Here is a 15,403-nt window from a genome sequence, read left to right as displayed (position 1 = left end):
TTCTAGAACGGCTTTTTTGACATTTTTTTTGCTGTGAATTTAAATTTTAAATGATTTTTTTTGAGCTAAATCATATAGATGATTATTTCTTAGGCGACTAATTAAGATAGGTAATATCGTTAGTTACTCTGTAGAAAAGAGAATTGCTTAACATTTCTGTAAAATTTATTGGCGTCAGATTTCGGGTTCTGTTAGTTTTCGGACAACTTCCCGACAAGAGATTTCTTGTTTTTTAATGAAACTAAACCGAATTTTGATTTTTGGAATAGTTATTGCTAGTCGTTGTGGGCAGCAGATTGACGTAAACCTTGAGAAAAACATCACGAAATCTCGTAAAAGGGCGGTTTGAAATGCAAATAAAGTTTAAGCAACCACCACTGGCAATAATTGGCGCTATTCTGGGTTTGTCATTTTCGGCTGTATCAATGGCGGCGGCAGTTCCGGCCAGTGTGGCATTAGTGATAGATCAGAGTATTACCATTAATAATGGTTCCGAGGTTGCCTCATTAGACCCGCATAAGGTTGAAGGCATTCCTGAAACCAATATTATTCTGAATTTATTAGAAGGTCTGGTGAGCAATGATGCTAATGGGCATATAATTCCGGCAGTTGCCATACGCTGGGATAATGACGGTTATAAAGTCTGGACCTTCCATTTGCGAGATAACGCCGTGTGGAGTGATGGAACTCCGGTCACTGCTCAGGATTTTGTCTATAGTTGGCAGCGTTTGGCTAGCCCTAAAGTGGGTTCACCTTATGCCAGTTATTTGCAGTATGCCCAAATTGAGAATGTTGACGAGGTATTGAAAGGGACCAAAAAACCGGATGAATTAGGTGTTAAGGCATTAGATAGCAAAACCTTGCAAGTGACGCTAACGGAACCGGTTCCTTATTTTATCAGCATGTTATCTCACACCTCGATGAAGCCGGTTAAGCGTGAGGCTGTTGAAAAGTATGGTGATAAATGGACTCTACCACAAAATTTTATCGGTAATGGCGCTTTTCAGTTAAAAGAATGGGTGGTTAATGAGCGGATTGTGCTGGAGCGTAGCCCGACTTACTGGAATAACAACGAAACGGTCATCAATAAGGTGACTTTTTTACCGACAACGTCAGAAGTCAGTGATATTAATCGCTATCGCAGCGGCGAAATCGATATGACTAACAGTGCCATTCCCCCGAATTTATTTGCCAAAATGAAAAAGGATCTGCCATCGCAGGTTCATATCAGCCCATACCTCTGTACTTTCTATTACGAAATTAATAATAAAAAAGCACCATTCACTGACGTCAGAGTGAGAACGGCAATTAAATTAACGCTGGATCGCGACATTATTGCGACTAAAATTATGGGGCAAGGGCAGATCCCTGCCTATGGCTTTACCCCGACATTTACCGCAGGGGGTAATTTCGCATTGCCAGAATGGGCCAACTGGACTCAAGAACAACGCAATGCAGAGGCGAAAAGAGTGCTTGCCGAGGCCGGTTTCAATGCCCAAAATCCATTAAAGTTTACGTTGCTTTATAACACCTCAGATCAAAATAAGCAGCAGGCGATTGCCGCTGCCTCTATGTGGCAGAAAAACTTGGGTGCTACCGTTACCTTGCAGAATCAAGAATGGAAAACCTCTCTAGAAAGCCGCCATCAAGGGCAATTTGATGTTGCCAGAGCAACATGGTGTGGTGACTACAATGAGCCGACCGCTTTTCTGAATATGCTGCTATCGGATAGCAGCAATAATACTTTCTTCTATAAAAATCCAGCATTCGATGCGCTGTTAGCTAAAACGCTGACGACTTCGAGTGTCGAGGCGCGCGCTGCTTTATATCAACAGGCAGAGAACTTATTGGATAAAGATTCTGCAATGGTGCCGGTCTATTATCGAGTCAGTGTTCGACTTATTCGGCCAACTGTCGGCGGATTTACCGGTAAAGACCCACAAGATTTAGTGGATTTAAAAAATCTTTATATGCGTAAGTTGCAGTAAATATTAAGTTATAAAAGTTTATCGCAGCAAAACAGACTTATATGTCAATTGTTCACAAGCGAAAATCGCGGTGGCATGACAGCAAATAAGAGACAGACAAGGTAATAGGGATGTATAGCACAGTACCGATTTTAGTCTGATGCTAATACATATAGGGCATTACATGGCCGGGTTCGTTCCCCGCGCAATGTGATTTAAAGATACCTTTTAAAGGTGAAGCTTGCTCAGTCTCTGAGCGACGCAATAATAAAATCTGGAGTAGATATCAGCATGACCAACATCACAAAGAAAACTTTCCTGGCCGCAGGTATCGCTGCTGCTATGGGTATGATGGCTGTGGGAACTGCCTTTGCCGCCAATGTGCCGGCAGGTGTACAACTGGCCGAGAAACAGGTTTTAGTTCGCAATAATGGTTCCGAACCTCAGTCACTGGATCCGCATAAAATTGAAGGTGTGCCTGAATCCAATATTTCGCGCGATTTATTGGAAGGGTTGGTTATTAACGATCCAAACGGCAAGATTCTGCCTGGTGTCGCTGAAAGTTGGGATAACAAAGACTTTAAAGTTTGGACTTTCCATCTGCGTAAAGATGCTAAATGGTCAAATGGTGACCCTGTAACAGCACATGATTTCGTTTATAGCTGGCAACGTCTGGCGGACCCTAAAACAGTTTCTCCGTATGCGAGTTATGTACAATATGCCCATATCGCGAATATCGACGATATTATTACCGGCAAAAAATCACCTGATACCTTGGGTGTAAAAGCGTTAGATGACCATACTTTGGAAGTCACGTTGACCGAACCTGTTCCTTATTTAGATAAACTGTTAGCTCATCCATCCATGTCTCCAGTTAATAAAACTGTGGTTGAGAAGTTTGGTGAGAAGTGGACTCAGCCACAGAATTTTGTCGGTAATGGTGCCTATAAGTTAAAAGATTGGACCGTTAACGAACGTATTGTGTTAGAACGCAGCCCAACCTATTGGGATAATGCGAAAACAGTTATCAATCAGGTTACTTACCTGCCAATCTCTTCTGAAGTGACTGATGTTAACCGCTACCGCAGCGGCGAGATCGACATGACCTATAACAACATGCCGATTGAATTATTCCAGAAACTTAAAAAAGAGATCCCACAAGAAGTTCATGTTGACCCGTATCTGTGCACCTATTATTACGAAATCAATAACCAAAAAGCGCCATTCACCGATGCACGCGTTCGTGAAGCACTGAAACTGGGTATGGATCGCGATATCATCGTGAACAAAGTGAAAAACCAAGGTGATTTACCTGCCTATGGCTTTACGCCTCCGTACACCAGCGGTGCAGAATTGACCCCACCAGAATGGTTTGGCTGGACCCAGGAAAAACGTAATGAAGTGGCTAAGAAGTTGCTGGCTGAAGCTGGCTACACACAAGATAAACCACTGAAATTTAACCTGTTGTATAACACATCTGATCTACACAAAAAATTGGCTATTGCGGCAGCATCTATTTGGAAGAAAAATCTGGGTGTTGACGTTAAGCTGGAAAATCAGGAATGGAAAACCTTCCTTGATACCCGCCATCAAGGCACTTTCGATGTAGCGCGTGCTGGCTGGTGTGCTGACTATAACGAACCGTCGTCATTCCTGAACATGATGCTATCTGACAGCAGCAATAACACGGTGCATTATAAGAGCCCAGCCTTTGATAAGTTGATCCAAGATACGCTGAAAGTAAAATCTGAAAAAGAGCGTGCCGGTTTGTATCAACAAGCTGAGGTATTGCTGGATAAAGATTCTGCTATTGTGCCGTTGTTCTACTATGTGAATGCCCGCTTAGTGAAACCTTATGTCGGTGGATATACCGGTAAAGACCCACTGGATAATATGCACGTAAAAGATCTTTATATTATCAAGCACTAATATATTAAGGGCAGCAGCTGAATTAGCGTGCTGCCCTTATTGCGTTGATAATATAAAGTCGCAGTAAGAGGCTAAAGGTACAGGCAATGTTAAAATTTATTCTACGCCGCTGTCTGGAAGCGATTCCGACACTTTTTATTTTGATAACCATTTCATTTTTTATGATGCGTCTCGCCCCAGGAAGTCCGTTTACTGGCGAGCGTAATCTTCCTCCTGAAGTTATGGCCAATATTGAGGCAAAATATCACCTCAACGACCCGGTTTATAAACAGTATTTCAACTACTTGGGTCAACTTGCGCATGGCGATCTTGGGCCTTCGTTTAAATATAAAGATTACACTGTGAACGATCTGGTGTCTGCATCGTTTCCCGTCTCTGCGAAGCTTGGTTTTGCAGCATTTTTACTCGCAGTAGTATTAGGAGTTAGTGCTGGGGTCATTGCGGCACTGAATCAAAATACCAAATGGGATTATACGGTAATGGGCTTTGCCATGACTGGGGTGGTCATCCCGAGTTTTGTGGTCGCCCCCTTATTAGTGTTGGTTTTTGCCATTATATTGAAATGGTTACCGGGTGGTGGTTGGAATGGCGGAGCGCCGAAGTTTATCATTTTGCCGATGGTCGCGCTGTCGTTGGCTTATATCGCCAGCATTGCACGTATTACCCGTGGCTCAATGATTGAGGTTCTTCACTCTAACTTTATCCGTACGGCGCGAGCGAAGGGATTACCACTGCGGACCATCGTATTACGCCATGCATTAAAACCGGCGTTGTTGCCTGTTTTATCCTATATGGGACCTGCGTTTGTAGGGATTATCACCGGTTCGATGGTTATTGAGACCATCTTTGGTTTGCCGGGCATTGGTCAGTTGTTTGTCAACGGAGCGTTAAACCGCGATTACTCTTTGGTGCTGAGTTTGACCATTTTAGTCGGCGCTTTGACTATTTTATTCAATGCGATTGTTGACGTGCTGTATGCCGTTATCGATCCTAAAATCCGTTACTAGCACTGGAGCACGCCAATTATGTTGAGCAATAAAAATAGCGAAGCTCTGGAAGTTTTCAGTGAAAAACTGGAAGTTGAAGGGCGCAGCCTTTGGCAGGATGCCCGCCGTCGTTTTGTTCATAACCGCGCGGCGATCACCAGTTTGGTGATCCTAATGTTAATTACCCTATTTGTTATTTTGGCGCCGATGTTAGCGCAGTTTACTTATTCAGACACGGACTGGGGCATGATGTCAGCCGCCCCGAATATTGAGTCTGGGCACTACTTCGGTACTGACTCTTCTGGTCGGGATCTGTTGGTTCGTGTTGCTATTGGTGGTCGGATCTCATTGATGGTGGGGGTGGCTGCGGCGTTGGTTGCTGTGGTTGTCGGCACCTTGTATGGCTCTTTATCGGGCTATCTCGGCGGGAAAGTCGATTCACTGATGATGCGCCTGTTGGAGATTCTTAACTCATTCCCCTTCATGTTCTTCGTTATTCTGTTAGTGACCTTCTTTGGCCAGAATATTCTATTGATATTTGTGGCGATCGGTATGGTGTCCTGGCTGGATATGGCGCGTATTGTTCGTGGACAAACATTAAGTTTGAAACGGAAAGAGTTTATTGAGGCCGCATTGGTGGGCGGTGTTTCCACACGTAATATCGTATTGCGTCATATTGTTCCGAACGTGTTGGGTGTGGTGGTGGTGTACGCTTCTTTACTGGTTCCCAGTATGATTTTGTTTGAATCTTTCCTGAGTTTCCTCGGCTTAGGCACCCAAGAACCCTTGAGTAGTTGGGGCGCATTGCTAAGTGATGGCGCCAACTCCATGGAAGTGTCGCCATGGTTGCTGATGTTCCCTGCCGGTTTTCTGGTAGTGACCTTGTTCTGTTTCAACTTTATCGGCGATGGCTTGCGTGATGCCCTCGATCCGAAAGATCGCTGAGAAGTAGCACTATGACGACTATTGATAATCGGTCTGCTGTTCAGCAATCGGCATTGTTGGAACAAAATAGACAGTTGGAACAAAATATCCTGCTGGATGTAAAAGATTTAACCGTGACTTTTGGTACGCCAGATGGTGATGTAACGGCAGTTAACGCCCTTAATTTTGATCTGCGTGCGGGTGAAACATTAGGCATTGTAGGTGAGTCAGGCTCAGGGAAATCGCAAACAGCTTTTGCTTTGATGGGGTTGCTGGCCAGTAATGGCCGGATAGGGGGGTCTGCAAAGTTTAATGGCCGCGAAATCTTAAATCTGCCGGAAAAACAGTTAAACCGTTTGCGGGCTGAGGAAATCTCGATGATATTCCAAGACCCAATGACCTCGTTGAATCCTTATATGCGTGTTGGTGAGCAGCTAATGGAAGTGCTGCAACTGCATAAAAAGATGAGTAAAAGCGAAGCATTTGAAGAGTCAATTCGTATGCTTGATGCGGTAAAAATGCCAGAAGCACGTAAGCGCATGCGCATGTATCCCCATGAGTTCTCTGGTGGTATGCGTCAGCGGGTAATGATTGCAATGGCGCTGTTGTGCCGCCCTAAATTATTGATTGCCGATGAGCCAACAACGGCACTTGATGTCACCGTTCAAGCACAAATCATGACGTTGCTGAATGAGCTAAAGCATGAATTCAATACCGCGATTATCATGATCACCCATGACCTTGGCGTCGTTGCCGGAATCTGCAATAAAGTTCTGGTGATGTATGCAGGGCGAACGATGGAGTATGGTCAGGCCCGCGATGTGTTTTATCACCCAAGTCACCCTTATTCTATTGGTCTACTGAATGCGGTTCCTCGTCTTGATGCTGAAGGCGAATCTCTTATGACGATACCGGGTAATCCGCCGAATTTATTGCGCTTGCCGAAAGGTTGCCCATTCCAACCGCGTTGCCAATATGCCATGGATCGCTGTGGCGTGGCCCCGCCATTGGAGCATTTTGGTGATGGCCGTTTACGTGCCTGTTATAAGCCAGTAGGGGAACTAGTATGAATGCCATGACTGAGAAGAAAGTATTGCTAGAAGTGGCTGATCTAAAAGTCCATTTTGATATTCAGGATGGCAAACAATGGTTCTGGCAGCCATCAAAAACACTAAAAGCTGTTGATGGTGTAACATTGCGCTTGTATGAAGGCGAAACCTTAGGTGTGGTTGGCGAATCTGGCTGTGGCAAATCAACATTCGCCCGTGCCATTATTGGTTTGGTGAAAGCGACCAGTGGCAGTGTTTCATGGTTAGGTAAAGATTTGCTTAGCCTGAGTGATGCACAATGGCGCGCGACCCGTAGTGATATTCAGATGATATTCCAGGATCCACTGGCTTCACTAAACCCGCGTATGACCATCGGTGAAATCATCGCTGAGCCGCTGCGAACTTATCATCCCAAAATGTCGCGTCAAGAAATTAAAGATAAAGTTAAAGCAATGATGCTTAAGGTCGGCTTGTTGCCTAACTTGATCAACCGATATCCCCATGAATTTTCGGGGGGGCAGTGTCAACGTATTGGTATTGCTCGTGCATTGATTCTTGAACCGAAGCTGGTTATCTGTGATGAACCGGTCTCCGCGCTTGATGTGTCAATTCAGGCGCAAGTGGTGAACCTGTTACAGCAATTACAGCGCGAAATGGGCTTGTCACTAATATTCATCGCCCATGATTTAGCGGTGGTGAAGCATATTTCTGATCGGGTTCTGGTGATGTATTTAGGCCACGCAGTGGAGCTGGGGACCTACGATGAGGTTTATCATAATCCACAGCATCCCTATACCAAGGCGCTCATGTCGGCGGTACCTATCCCTGATCCTGACAAAGAAAGGGCGAAAGTGATTCAGCTACTGGAGGGGGAACTGCCTTCACCGATTAATCCGCCATCAGGCTGTGTATTTCGCACTCGTTGTCCGATTGCCGGGCCTGAGTGTGCGAAAACCCGCCCACTGTTAGAGGGTAGCTTCCGCCACGCGGTATCTTGTCTGAAAGTCGATCCGCTATAACATTCTGATAGTGATTGTCCAAAAGCAAAACCCTCGTCAGAGAAATGACGGGGGTTGTTATGATTACGGTATTAGCAGCCATGGGGGAAGGGACGTGTAACGATCACTCTTTCCACAAAATATGGCAAAGTTTATGGTCTTTTTCGCGGCACAGAAGAACTCGCGCAAATACATCATTAATCTCTTCACCATCACTATCAGCAAGGCCGATAACAACTTCGGCGAAAAAATCAGGGTTTAAATCAAAATCGACATGTTCTTGCCAATCTTCGGCTGGATCAAATAACTCCGCACCGCCACGCTCTTCAAACTGAAGGTTAAACAATAAAATATCTGCCGGATCGAGATTGTCCCCCGCCAGCTCCAGAAAGATATCGTAAGCCTGTTCCAGTGTTTCATCTTCAGTCAGGCGGTTATTGAGATCCATTAAGCTTGGCTCTTGTCTATTCTGGTCCATTTGCCGATTCCCATTTGTTATTTGCAGATTGCGCTCATTAAAACATTCTCTATGCCGCTTTTACAATTATTATGCTATCTGAAGTCAATAACTCAGAGAATCTACAATAGGCATACCACCAGCCGCCTCAGTTATTACAGTAACGGGCTGAAAAAGTAGAATAATCGTTCAGTAACGCGATGCCAGAGAGGGCGTTTATTCCACAATTCACCGTCTAACAGTACCGAGCGGGCAATGTAGTCGTCCTGAACTTGCGCCAAATCTGCACCAAAACCATCATCATCAATGACCAGCGTGATTTCAAAGTTCAACCATAAGCTGCGCATATCCAGATTGACCGTACCAACCAAACTTAGTTGACCGTCGACCAGCACACTTTTGCTGTGCAATAGGCCACCTTCAAACTGATAAACTTTAACGCCCGCTTCCAACAATTCTGAGAAGAATGCCCGGCTAGCCCAACGGACCATCATCGAGTCGTTGTCTCGAGGAACAATAATGCTGACATCAACACCACGTTGTGCTGCGGTACAGATGGCATGCAGCAGGTCATCGCTAGGTACGAAATATGGCGTCGTCATGATTAACTGCTCACGGGCTGCATACACCGCCATTAATAATGCCTGATGAATCATTTCCTCAGGGAATCCAGGGCCAGAGGCAATAACCTGAATGGTATGACCGCTCTCTTCTTCAAACGGCATGATATTAGTATCAGGCGGCGGGGGTAGAATACGTTTGCCGGTTTCAATCTCCCAGTCGCAGGCATATACGATACCTATGGTGGTGGCTACCGGGCCTTCCATCCGTGCCATCATATCGATCCATTGACCTACGCCGGCATCTTGCTTGAAAAACCGAGGATCAACCATATTCATGCTACCGGTGTAAGCAACATAATTATCAATCAACACAATTTTACGGTGTTGACGCAAATCCATTCGGCGCAGAAAGACCCGGAACACATTGACTTTGAGTGCTTCGACCACCTCAATCCCAGCATTGCGCATCATCGCCGGATAGGGGGTGCGAAAGAATTGTTGGCTACCGGCGGAGTCCAGCATCAATCGGCAATGAACACCTCGGCGCGCTGCCGCCATTAACGATTCGGCAACTTGATCAACCAAGCCACCAGGCTGCCAGATATAGAACACCATCTCGATATTGTGACGGGCCAGTTCAATGTCACGTACCAGTGCTTTTAATGTGTCATCGGTGGTGGTCAATAACTGTAATTGATTACCTTTAACGCCGCTGATGCCTTGGCGGCGTTCACATAATTGGAATAATGGGGTAGCGACTTCGCTATTTGAAGTGGCAAAAATGTGTTGGCAGTCTTTCAGTTCACTTAACCAGCGAGCAGTGGATGGCCACATCGCTTTTGCTCGCTCAGCACGGCGCTTGCCGAGATGAAGTTCACCAAATGAGAGATACGCAATTATCCCAACTAACGGCAGAATATAAATAACCAGCAGCCATGCCATAGCCGAAGGAACGGCTCTGCGTTTCATCAGAATACGCAATGTTACCCCGGCAATAAGCAACCAATAGCCAAAAATCGAGAGCCAACTGATTACGGTATAAAATGTTGTCATAAGGGCGGAAGTCCTGTTCACAAACGGTCACTAAAGAGTGTACGCACAGTATTGCAAAGGCGAAACCTTTAATCAGATATATTACTGGATAAAATCTTTTAAGCTAAAGGACTTGCAACGGGTAATTAAATATTTAACGGGATTTTTTTAATCTTCCCACGCTGAGCTAAATAAGCTATTTGGACTAAACCCACGATTTCGCCGTGCAGCGGCTTGGCTCACAAGATGAAAGGTTTATAATAGCCCAGTTCTCAGCTTTGGAAGAATTGTTTCATGAGACGAAGTAAGAATGAGGTGGGCCGTTGGCGTATGCTGCGGCAAAATCAGCGCCGAAGAAATCGCTGGCTTGAAGGTCAATCACGGCGCTATCGCCATATCTATTGTGTCAGGCAGCTCCACGAGCATCAGCATCGTCGGGCGCTATTGTTCACTGTAGCTTATGAATGGTAGTCCGCTGTGGTAGTAATAAAAACAGTCTCTTTATGAGGCTGTTTTTGTTTTAATCAGAGTAAACACTGAGCTTTTATTAACTTCCCACCACAAAATATCTCATATTATACTTGCCGGAACTGAGCTGTTGCAGATGAACTTGTCAATAGTTTGTTGCTGGCGTTAAATTCTGGAATGATATTTTCTACTTTAAATAGTGTTTTTCTTCGCAGAAAAATCACTCCTATCCTAAATTATCAAAATGCGATAATTCTGATGTTACTACTAATAATAAAAGGTGCAGAATAGTCATTTATAAGTTTATTTCACATCAGAATGACATCGCGCTACCATATATATTAGGTCGCTTCGTTCTAATCATTCAGTTTCAGGGGTGTTACTGTTTGGTTGTTCGAAGCGACCATTCTCCTATGAAATAAATGATTATGAAATAATAACATTGATAATCATCATGATTAAATAATACTTTCTTATCTATCAATGGGTTGATCAGAGTGGTTGCTACTTTTGGGAATCTCTTATATCGTTTTTAGTGATAAATAATAAAAAATTGATCAATTTTATCAATTGATCAATACTGCTGTTCTAATCAAATGAAAGGGTTTTACTGTGGATAGCAGGCTAAACATTGCAGTTGATTGCACTTTTATCTGTGAACCAGTTTACTGGCAGAATGGTAAGTTATTTGCTGTGGAGTTATTGAGTCGGTTCACAACGGCCTCTTTTAAATCGCCTATTTATACTGAGCGCTTCCTTCATCAACTTAATGCTCAAATGAAGGCTAAGCTGCTGTTTGACCAATTATGTGCGGTAAAATCACAGCAGAAATGGTTTATTGACCAACAAATAATACTCTCAATTAATATAGATTTTGATATGGCTCAGACGGTGCTGTATGACGAAGATGTCATATCATTATTAGCTATGATGCCCTTTATCCGGCTAGAAATAATGGAGAGTTTTCCCAATCTCAGCGATGGGCCGAAGAACACACTATTAAGTAAGCTGGCTGAACGATATTCATTATGGTTGGACGATTTTGGTAGCGGTAATGCTCACCTGGCGGCCGTTGCCAGTGGGTTCTTTGAATGTGTCAAAATTGATAAGCACTTTTACTGGCAATGGGGGGGAAGTGCCACGTTCGATAACCTGCTGACACGACTTCGTGAGCACTGCCAGTGCGTGATAGTTGAGGGGGTAGAAACTCATCAACAGCTTACTCAGTTATCTGATCTCGGGGTGGATGCCATGCAAGGTTATCTATTTAGTTCATTTCCGTTGATTGAGGTGGAGAAGTTGTCGCTCGAATAAAGCTAAATTTTTCCGATAGGACATCAACTTAGGGTACTTTTTGTAGTGGATATCACAGTTATATCTGGCTGATGAGTGGATGATAGAGTCCCTATTTCGGTAAAGGCTATAGTTCATGTCTCAATATAAATTAGCTAAAACAGTATTCTTCGGGGATTTAAAAGTTAGCACCGCACTTTATAAGTACGAGATTTATTGTGAAGAATCTGAGCTGGTATACCATGCTGCTATTTATTCTGAGCAAGTCATTGCTGCTGGCAAACACACTTATCCGGTTTGGGTAAGAAAAGACCATATGATTTTAAAAGCACCGGCGCATATGCTGGATAAAGCAGTTGAGGCATGCGAAGAGCATTGGCTGAAGCACTACAAAGCTTAAGGCGGCGTTAACGTCTTTGTTCTGGCTGGTAGTATAAAATCAAATACGCCTGTATTCAGGCGTATGATCAAGTTGACTATTGTTTACCACCACAGCGCAAAACAATCTGTGTGGTTAATCAAATAACTCTGAGAGGAAACTTTTCTTTTTGTAGTGTTTAGGCTTTGCATATCCGTGATTATCGCGTTCACGTTCTCTGGTGTCAGAGTATGGCGCTGATGTTGATGTCGGTGTACTTTCAGCCGATTTTTCAATGATTTTATCCAGTTCTCCGCGATCCAGCCATACACCACGGCAGTTAGGGCAATAATCGATCTCAATGCTCTTACGTTCAGACATCACCAGTTGGGTATCTTTGCATACTGGACACTGCATAGTCTTCATCTCCGCATTTAACAAAATGACTCAACGTCACGATAGAAAAATCGATATCTGATTAGACAATGATTCTCAGTAATTATAAGTAAAGATAATTAAATACATGTAATCGCCTGACGAGATGGCTAAATGCAACCGACTTTGCCTATGGCCGGATAGATGTCAGACATCTGTAGTGATTCAGAATACCCGTTTATAGGGTTTTACAATAACCGACTGATACACACCAGCCGCGCTATAAGGGTCTTGTTCCGCCCAGTATTCAGCCTCTTGTTGCGAGGCAAATTCGGCGATAACAGTCGATCCAGCAGCACCGGGGTCTGCGCTATCAATGGCTGGGTTCGGGCCTGCTGTCAGTAGGCGACCTTGATCCTGCAATACTTGCAGGCGGGCCAGATGTGCAGGGCGAACGGATAAGCGCTTATCAAGTGAATCAGGGACATCCGTTGCAAAGATTATATAAAGCATGTTTCACCTTTAAAATTATCATACCCGTCATACCCGTCATACTGCAAGCTGCATTGGCTGCCTTCCTGCAACTCGAATTATTTAGGGTATATACCTCAATATGATGATTTGTATTCGTTGCGCCATAACACCATGTTCTATCCATAAATTCAATAAGGTGCAGAAAGGGCGGCATCTAAAATTCTCAGATGAATACACCGGTAGTTAATAATGAAATAAAATGATAACTAAGCGTAACGAGAAAGTATTATTTGGTTGATATTGCCGTTTAAAGCATCATTTAAGGCTGTTGAGGAAGATTGTTTGCGGTTGCTTATTGAATATGATTGCTATTTGCATTTACACTTAGCTGCATTAGAGGACATTGAATTATTATGCAGCTAAATAAATTTTTCCTGGGTCGACGGCTTACATGGCCAATCGTATTTTCAGTTGGTTTACATGGCAGCGTAGTTGCGGCATTACTGTACGTTTCTGTCGAGCAAATGAAGGTACAACCTGAAATAGAGGATGCACCGCTGGCCGTTACGATGGTCAATATAGCGACCTTTGCCGCACCACAACCAGCGGCGGCGGAGCCACAGGCCGAACCGGAACCCGTTGAAGAAACACCGCCAGAGCCTGAGGTGTTGCCAGAACCTGTTCCTGTACCGATTCCTGAACCGGTGAAGCCGAAACCAAAGCCCAAGCCTAAACCGGTGAAAAAAGAAGTTAAAAAGCCGGTAGTGAAAAAGACCGAAGCACCACCGGATGACAAGCCGTTTAAATCTGATGAGCCAGCACTGGTTGCCAATAATGCGCCGGTAAAAGCCGCGCCGAAAGCGTCAGTCCCGGGGGCATCAACCACGGCTGGGCCAAGAGCCTTGAGTAAGGCGAAGCCAACTTATCCGGCAAGGGCACTGGCTTTGGGGGTCGAAGGGCAGGTTAAGGTCCAATACGATATTGACGAAAATGGTCGTGTCACTAATGTGCGCGTTTTGGAAGCGACGCCGCGTAATACCTTTGAGCGTGAGGTGAAGCAAGTGATGCGTAAATGGCGATTTGAAGCGGTTGCGGCTAAAGATTATGTCACCACCATTGTGTTCAAGATCGGCGGCAATATGGAAATGAACTAAGGTTATTATGATATTACTCAGTCTGCTATTGAGTAATCAGCAAATATCATAATAAGAAAAGGGTCGCTGTTATACAGGGCGACCCTTTTTTTGCGTCAGGACAAACTTGGCCAACGGTTATTGCGTTGCGCCAACCTCGAAATTCCCTCTGCCGTTAGGTAGCGCACGGGCTTTACCGGCATCATCCACCGCTACATAGGTAAATACCGCTTCAGTGGCACGATAGCGCTGCCCGATTGGCTCAGAAGAGACCTTTTTCACCCAGACTTCAATATTGATGGTAATTGAGCTACGGCCGGTTTTAATACAGCGGGCATAGCAACAAACCACATCGCCCACAGCGACTGGCTTGAGGAAGGTCATCCCATCCACCCGAACAGTGACAACTCGCCCTTGAGCTATCTCTTTGGCCTGAATGGCTCCGCCAATATCCATTTGTGACATTAACCAACCGCCAAATATATCACCATTAGCATTAGTGTCTGCGGGCATTGCAAGGGTACGAAGTACCAATTCACCATTAGGTAATGATTGCTCACCGCGAGGTGATAATTGTTCCTGAGTCATCTCTGCCTACTTCTAAAAGTAAATCTATTCACCTGGAATGGCTCACTGAAATTTCAATAAGCGCAAATATACCAACGTCATTGAGGCCGCAGGGCGATGCCTGTCTGCAGTCTCAATGACGTTGGGAGCTATTATTTAAGATTATGACTTTTTCTGTTCTTCCGGCATATGCCGGTAAATATAAACGCCACTGATCAATGTGAATATCAGGGTGAGTGCGGTTAAACCAAAGACTTTAAAGTTTACCCAAATATCTTGCGGTAACCAGAACGCGACATAAATGTTCAGCAGGCCACAAGCTAAGAAGAACAGCGCCCATGACATATTCAGTGTTGACCATACCGCATCTGGTAGCGTTAGCTCTTTACCCAGCATGCGCTGAATCAATGGTTTTTTCATAACCCATTGGCTTATTAACAAAGCAACAGCAAACAGTGCATATAACACCGTCACTTTCCATTTAATGAATAAGTCGCTGTGGAATGTGAGCGTCAAGGTCCCGAATACCAGCACCATAACAGCGGTAACTAATGTCATCTTTTCTACTTTACGGTACTTAACCCAGGTAAAGGCTAACGCGAGTAGTGTCGCGACAATCAGCGCCCCTGAGGCGACAAAAATGTCATACATCTTGTAGAAAACGAAAAATACGACCAGCGGGAGAAAATCTAAAAGTTGCTTCATGAATCAATCCATCATTTGTACACAGCCCGACTATACCGGATTCAGTGGTGTGAGGGTACCAGCGGTAAAATACTATTATCCTTAATTATCCGTCGGAATGCGCGCTCTGCCAGTGGAATTTGCAG

At 44.5% G+C, this 15,403-nt stretch carries 16 protein-coding genes; 10 read left to right on the top strand and 6 right to left on the bottom strand.

Annotated elements, in window-relative coordinates; all coding sequences use genetic code 11:
* Window positions 1-350: 350 nt before the first annotated feature.
* The 6 genes from V1955_RS11525 (at window position 351) to oppF (ending at window position 7,874) form a co-directional block, all read left to right on the top strand.
* A complete protein-coding gene (locus tag V1955_RS11525; protein ID WP_442820913.1) occupies window positions 351-1,988 on the top strand; it encodes an ABC transporter substrate-binding protein in 1,638 nt (545 codons plus the stop codon).
* Window positions 1,989-2,258: 270 nt separating this feature from the next.
* Complete coding sequence (gene oppA / locus V1955_RS11520) at window positions 2,259-3,896, top strand: oligopeptide ABC transporter substrate-binding protein OppA (RefSeq protein WP_372558960.1); 1,638 nt, start codon at window positions 2,259-2,261, stop codon at window positions 3,894-3,896.
* Window positions 3,897-3,982: 86 nt separating this feature from the next.
* Entirely contained in the window at window positions 3,983-4,903 is a 921-nt protein-coding gene (oppB, locus tag V1955_RS11515; protein ID WP_083158944.1) for an oligopeptide ABC transporter permease OppB, read from the top strand.
* Between the two features lie 15 nt (window positions 4,904-4,918).
* Window positions 4,919-5,827 (top strand): oligopeptide ABC transporter permease OppC, encoded by a 909-nt coding sequence (gene oppC, locus V1955_RS11510; protein WP_083158943.1) that lies wholly within the window; start codon window positions 4,919-4,921, stop codon window positions 5,825-5,827.
* Window positions 5,828-5,838: 11 nt separating this feature from the next.
* Window positions 5,839-6,876 carry an ABC transporter ATP-binding protein gene (locus V1955_RS11505; protein ID WP_083158942.1) on the top strand — a complete coding sequence of 346 codons (1,038 nt, stop codon included), beginning with the start codon at window positions 5,839-5,841 and terminating at the stop codon, window positions 6,874-6,876.
* Window positions 6,873-7,874, top strand: coding sequence for a murein tripeptide/oligopeptide ABC transporter ATP binding protein OppF (gene oppF, locus V1955_RS11500; protein WP_372558962.1), 1,002 nt, complete (start codon window positions 6,873-6,875; stop codon window positions 7,872-7,874). The genes V1955_RS11505 and oppF overlap by 4 nt, the downstream gene beginning before the upstream one ends.
* 103 nt (window positions 7,875-7,977) lie before the next feature.
* Here the strand turns inward: oppF and V1955_RS11495 are convergent, their stop codons facing one another.
* Together V1955_RS11495 and cls are read right to left on the bottom strand one after the other, a co-directional pair.
* Window positions 7,978-8,301: an HI1450 family dsDNA-mimic protein gene (locus V1955_RS11495; protein WP_032819973.1), complete on the bottom strand. Its 324-nt coding sequence runs from the start codon at window positions 8,299-8,301 to the stop codon at window positions 7,978-7,980.
* 164 nt (window positions 8,302-8,465) lie between these two features.
* Complete coding sequence (gene cls / locus V1955_RS11490) at window positions 8,466-9,926, bottom strand: cardiolipin synthase (RefSeq protein ID WP_420073321.1); 1,461 nt, start codon at window positions 9,924-9,926, stop codon at window positions 8,466-8,468.
* Window positions 9,927-10,199: 273 nt separating this feature from the next.
* Between cls and V1955_RS11485 the strand changes: the two genes are divergently transcribed.
* From V1955_RS11485 to V1955_RS11475, 3 genes are all read left to right on the top strand, one after another.
* Window positions 10,200-10,376: a YciY family protein gene (locus tag V1955_RS11485; RefSeq protein ID WP_071843552.1), complete on the top strand. Its 177-nt coding sequence runs from the start codon at window positions 10,200-10,202 to the stop codon at window positions 10,374-10,376.
* Between the two features lie 609 nt (window positions 10,377-10,985).
* Window positions 10,986-11,687, top strand: coding sequence for an EAL domain-containing protein (locus V1955_RS11480; RefSeq protein ID WP_083158939.1), 702 nt, complete (start codon window positions 10,986-10,988; stop codon window positions 11,685-11,687).
* A 115-nt stretch (window positions 11,688-11,802) separates the two neighbouring features.
* Window positions 11,803-12,066, top strand: a complete 264-nt coding sequence (locus tag V1955_RS11475; RefSeq protein ID WP_083158938.1) for a hypothetical protein — start codon at window positions 11,803-11,805, stop codon at window positions 12,064-12,066.
* A gap of 114 nt (window positions 12,067-12,180) precedes the next feature.
* Here the strand turns inward: V1955_RS11475 and V1955_RS11470 are convergent, their stop codons facing one another.
* Both V1955_RS11470 and V1955_RS11465 read right to left on the bottom strand, forming a co-directional pair.
* The gene (locus V1955_RS11470) at window positions 12,181-12,441 is read right to left on the bottom strand and encodes a TFIIB-type zinc ribbon-containing protein (RefSeq protein WP_083158937.1); all 261 of its coding nucleotides are present in this window, start codon (window positions 12,439-12,441) and stop codon (window positions 12,181-12,183) included.
* Window positions 12,442-12,624: 183 nt separating this feature from the next.
* Window positions 12,625-12,912: a YciI family protein gene (locus V1955_RS11465; RefSeq protein ID WP_442820912.1), complete on the bottom strand. Its 288-nt coding sequence runs from the start codon at window positions 12,910-12,912 to the stop codon at window positions 12,625-12,627.
* A gap of 374 nt (window positions 12,913-13,286) precedes the next feature.
* Between V1955_RS11465 and tonB the strand changes: the two genes are divergently transcribed.
* Window positions 13,287-14,027 carry a TonB system transport protein TonB gene (gene tonB / locus V1955_RS11460; RefSeq protein ID WP_372569143.1) on the top strand — a complete coding sequence of 247 codons (741 nt, stop codon included), beginning with the start codon at window positions 13,287-13,289 and terminating at the stop codon, window positions 14,025-14,027.
* Between the two features lie 117 nt (window positions 14,028-14,144).
* Here the strand turns inward: tonB and yciA are convergent, their stop codons facing one another.
* The gene (gene yciA, locus V1955_RS11455; RefSeq protein WP_050110472.1) at window positions 14,145-14,594 is read right to left on the bottom strand and encodes an acyl-CoA thioester hydrolase YciA; all 450 of its coding nucleotides are present in this window, start codon (window positions 14,592-14,594) and stop codon (window positions 14,145-14,147) included.
* A 141-nt stretch (window positions 14,595-14,735) separates the two neighbouring features.
* Entirely contained in the window at window positions 14,736-15,278 is a 543-nt protein-coding gene (locus tag V1955_RS11450) for a septation protein A (RefSeq protein WP_083158934.1), read from the bottom strand.
* Window positions 15,279-15,403 lie beyond the last annotated feature (125 nt).

The organism is Yersinia sp. 2545 StPb PI, assembly GCF_052217125.1.
Classification (GTDB): Bacteria; Pseudomonadota; Gammaproteobacteria; order Enterobacterales; family Enterobacteriaceae; genus Yersinia; species Yersinia enterocolitica_E.
The sequence above is the reverse complement of the archived record's forward strand: the minus strand, read 5'-3'. Positions and strand labels throughout refer to the sequence as shown.

What these genes read in the sequence shown, in the direction of transcription:
- V1955_RS11525 (WP_442820913.1), top strand. Translation starts at nt 351, where the DNA reads ATGCAAATAAAGTTTAAGCAACCACCACTGGCAATAATTGGCGCTATT.
- oppA (WP_372558960.1), top strand. Translation starts at nt 2,259, where the DNA reads ATGACCAACATCACAAAGAAAACTTTCCTGGCCGCAGGTATCGCTGCT.
- oppB (WP_083158944.1), top strand. Translation starts at nt 3,983, where the DNA reads ATGTTAAAATTTATTCTACGCCGCTGTCTGGAAGCGATTCCGACACTT.
- V1955_RS11505 (WP_083158942.1), top strand. Translation starts at nt 5,839, where the DNA reads ATGACGACTATTGATAATCGGTCTGCTGTTCAGCAATCGGCATTGTTG.
- oppF (WP_372558962.1), top strand. Translation starts at nt 6,873, where the DNA reads ATGAATGCCATGACTGAGAAGAAAGTATTGCTAGAAGTGGCTGATCTA.
- V1955_RS11495 (WP_032819973.1), bottom strand. Translation starts at nt 8,301, where the DNA reads ATGGATCTCAATAACCGCCTGACTGAAGATGAAACACTGGAACAGGCT.
- cls (WP_420073321.1), bottom strand. Translation starts at nt 9,926, where the DNA reads ATGACAACATTTTATACCGTAATCAGTTGGCTCTCGATTTTTGGCTAT.
- V1955_RS11485 (WP_071843552.1), top strand. Translation starts at nt 10,200, where the DNA reads ATGAGACGAAGTAAGAATGAGGTGGGCCGTTGGCGTATGCTGCGGCAA.
- V1955_RS11475 (WP_083158938.1), top strand. Translation starts at nt 11,803, where the DNA reads ATGTCTCAATATAAATTAGCTAAAACAGTATTCTTCGGGGATTTAAAA.
- V1955_RS11470 (WP_083158937.1), bottom strand. Translation starts at nt 12,441, where the DNA reads ATGCAGTGTCCAGTATGCAAAGATACCCAACTGGTGATGTCTGAACGT.
- V1955_RS11465 (WP_442820912.1), bottom strand. Translation starts at nt 12,912, where the DNA reads ATGCTTTATATAATCTTTGCAACGGATGTCCCTGATTCACTTGATAAG.
- tonB (WP_372569143.1), top strand. Translation starts at nt 13,287, where the DNA reads ATGCAGCTAAATAAATTTTTCCTGGGTCGACGGCTTACATGGCCAATC.
- yciA (WP_050110472.1), bottom strand. Translation starts at nt 14,594, where the DNA reads ATGACTCAGGAACAATTATCACCTCGCGGTGAGCAATCATTACCTAAT.
- V1955_RS11450 (WP_083158934.1), bottom strand. Translation starts at nt 15,278, where the DNA reads ATGAAGCAACTTTTAGATTTTCTCCCGCTGGTCGTATTTTTCGTTTTC.